Consider the following 2,896-nt stretch of genomic DNA (forward strand, 5'->3'; position numbering starts at 1 on the left):
GCCACGGCATCACCACCGTCGACATCGGCGTCGCCATCCTCTCCATGCACAGCGCCCGCGAACTCTGCGGCGCCGAGGACCCCTACCTCCTCGCCAACGCGCTCGTCGCCTTCCTGGAGGGCTGACCGGAGCCGGGCCCCGGCACGGCGCCCGGCGAAACATCCGCGAAACGCCTCTCCAGGCAGCGTGGCTGCCATGCAGCGTCATGAAGGGCCGCCCCGGCGGACGTTCGTCCTCCTGCTCGCCACCGCCGTCCTCCTCGGGACGGCGGTGGCCTGGGGGATCATCGAGCAGTACAACGACCGGCCGCCGTGGGCCGCCGACATCGCCTACGAGGGCGGATACGTGCAGGCCACGCGCATCCGTAAGTACGACCAGGACGGCTCCCGCACGAAAGCCCTGCTGAGCGGCGAATGCGCGCTCATGCAGCAGCAGGGCATGGGCGGCGACCGGGCCGTGCACGACCCGGCCGCCTGGGTGGCCGGGTGCCTGGACGCGGCGGCGGGCCGCCCCTCCCGGCACCAGGGCCTCGTCCGCTGACCGGCCCGGCCCCGGACGGGGTCAGGCGTCCATGCCCGCCAGGATCAGCGGAAGCCGGGCCGCACCCCCGTCGGTGACCTTCACCGGCACGCCCCAGTCCTGCTGGTGGACGTGGCAGGCCGGGTACTCGTTGGCGGGGTCGTCGTCGCACGAGGCCGCCATCGCGGAGACGTGCAGCACGCCCTCCGTCACCTCCGGGTTCAGCTCCAGCTCCCGGAAGAGGTCCGTGCCCGTGCCCTCGCCGCCCACCAGCAGCTCCGGCGGCGTCGAGGAGACCAGGAGCCGGGTCGAGGGGCCGTACCGCTCGTCCAGCTTCTGACCGGCCGGCGCCTGGAAGATCACGTCGAGCCGCAGCCGGCCGGGGGCGATCTCGGTGGCCTCGCGCCGCGTCCGGTGGGCGACCGCCTCCACCCGTACCGCCTCCTCGGGCAGCCGCAGCCGGGTCAGCCGGTGCCGCGCCGACTCCACCACCACGATGTCCTCGCCCACCAGGACCGCGTCGCTCGGCTCGCGCAGATCGGTGGCGAGGGTGGTCACCTCACCGGTGGCCGGGTCGTAGCGGCGCAGCGCGTGGTTGTACGTGTCGCTGACCGCGACGGAACCGTCCGGCAGCGCCGTCACGCCCAGCGGGTGCTGGAACAGGGCCTGCCCGGCGTCGCCGTCCCGGTGGCCGAAGTCGAAGAGACCGGTGCCGACGGCCGTGTGCACGACCCCCTCGGTGTCGATCCACCGCAGGGCGCTGGTCTCCGAGTCGGCGATCCACAGCCGGTCCGGGGTGGCGGCGAGCCCCGAGGGCTGCGCGAACCAGGCCTCGGCGGCGGGACCGTCGACCAGGCCCTCGTTCGTCGTGCCCGCCGCGACCTCCACGGTCCGCGTCTCCGGGTCGTACGTCCACAGCTGGTGGACGCCCGCCATGGCGATCCACACCTTCCCCCGCCACCAGGCCACGTCCCACGGCGAGGAGAGGTCCGTCTCCAGGGCGGGCCCCGAGGTCGGCGAGCCCTGCCACCACTGCCTGCCCGTGCCGGCGATCCGCTCGACCGCCCCGGTGGCCGGGTCGAACAGCTGGAGCGCGTGGTGCACGGTGTCCGCGACCACGACCTTCCCGTCCGGCAGCACCGTCAGGCCCTGCGGTTCCCGGAACTCGCCCGCCCCGCCGACGCGGCGCACCACGGTCTCGCCGTCCTCCGCCAGCTCGACCAGCTGATGGCGGGTGGTGTCGGAGACCAGGAAGTTCCCCGACTCCAGCAGCACCGCCTTGCCCGGGAACCGCAGATCCGTCGCGACCGGCTCCGGCGGCACGTACGGCCCGTCGCCGCGCCGCAGCGTCCCCTTCGCCTCGTGCTCGGCCTCCAGCTCCTCCACCAGGGTCCGGATCGCGTTCGCGTGCCCCTCACCGGCGTGCTGCGCGACGACGTACCCCTCGGGGTCGATCACGACGAGCGTCGGCCACGCCCGCACGGCGTACTGCTTCCACGTCGCCAGATCGGGATCGTCCAGCACGGGGTGGTGCACCTCGTACCGCTCGACGGCGTCGACCACGGCCTGGTGCTCGGCCTCGTGCACGAACTTCGGCGAATGCACCCCGACGATCACGAGCGTGTCGCGGTGCTTCTCCTCCAGCTCCCGCAGCTCGTCCAGGACGTGCAGGCAGTTGATGCAGCAGAAGGTCCAAAAATCAACAACAACGCACTTACCGCGCAGGTCGGCGAGGGTGAGTTCCTTCCCCCCGGTGTTCAGCCAGCCGCCCCGGCCGACCAGCTCGGGGGCACGGACACGGGCACGCTTGCGGGGGGCGGGCGCGGGGGTGGGCGCCGGAGCAGCATCGTTCATCCTTCAAGCTTGCCATCCGCCCGTGAGCGCGGGATCACGCCTGCGTGAACCGCCCGCTCAGGGCACGCGCTCCACCAGGCAAGGGTGCCGTACGGGTGGAAAGAGGGGGCCGGGCGGGGGCCGCGGGGTGTGTCTTCCCGCAGGGGTGGGGGGAGCGGGTCGTCAGCATGGCGGGCATGGAGCGTGCGGGTAGATCATCGGACTATTGCTGCTCTCGAATGAGGGGCGGGCTCATGGCCGTGCTCCTCGTCGTGCCGTGTCTGGCGCTGGGCGGGACCGAGGCGCGGGCCGGGGGCGCCGGGGACGCGCTGCGGGTGACCGTGACCGTCAACGGGCGGGAGCGGTCGTGGTCGCGGCCGCCGGAGGTACGGATCGGGACGACGGTCGAGAAGCGGTACCGGCTGGTCAACAACGGTGAGGCCGACCTGTACGAGGTGCGCGTGCTCGATCCCGGGGTACCCGGCGGGGCGGCGCGCTGTCCCGCCCGGCCGCTGCCCGCGCTCGGGGAGGTGGAGTGCGTCGC

The 2,896-nt window shown here is 73.4% G+C and carries 4 protein-coding genes; 3 read left to right on the forward strand and 1 reads right to left on the reverse strand.

Annotated features, from left to right (window positions below):
* Nucleotides 1-125: hypothetical protein (locus RIF68_RS33160; protein WP_309055151.1), on the forward strand; the 125-nt coding region annotated here is incomplete at its 5' end.
* Nucleotides 126-195: 70 nt separating this feature from the next.
* Nucleotides 196-540 carry a hypothetical protein gene (locus RIF68_RS33165; protein WP_309055147.1) on the forward strand — a complete coding sequence of 115 codons (345 nt, stop codon included), beginning with the start codon at nucleotides 196-198 and terminating at the stop codon, nucleotides 538-540.
* Nucleotides 541-561: 21 nt separating this feature from the next.
* Here RIF68_RS33165 and RIF68_RS33170 read toward each other — a convergent pair whose 3' ends face one another.
* Nucleotides 562-2,373: a thioredoxin-like domain-containing protein gene (locus RIF68_RS33170; RefSeq protein WP_309055148.1), complete on the reverse strand. Its 1,812-nt coding sequence runs from the start codon at nucleotides 2,371-2,373 to the stop codon at nucleotides 562-564.
* 233 nt (nucleotides 2,374-2,606) lie between these two features.
* On the opposite strand from RIF68_RS33170, the gene RIF68_RS33175 reads away from it, so the two are divergent.
* Nucleotides 2,607-2,896, forward strand: a 290-nt coding sequence (locus RIF68_RS33175; protein ID WP_309055150.1) for a hypothetical protein, incomplete at its 3' end; no start/stop codon positions are given.

This window comes from Streptomyces sp. (assembly GCF_031178505.1).
Lineage (GTDB): Bacteria > Actinomycetota > Actinomycetes > Streptomycetales > Streptomycetaceae > Streptomyces > Streptomyces gulbargensis.

Bases quoted from the DNA above. Each gene is read 5' to 3' on its own strand.
- RIF68_RS33170 (WP_309055148.1), bottom strand. From the start codon at position 2,373: ATGAACGATGCTGCTCCGGCGCCCACCCCCGCGCCCGCCCCCCGCAAG.
- RIF68_RS33165 (WP_309055147.1), top strand. From the start codon at position 196: ATGCAGCGTCATGAAGGGCCGCCCCGGCGGACGTTCGTCCTCCTGCTC.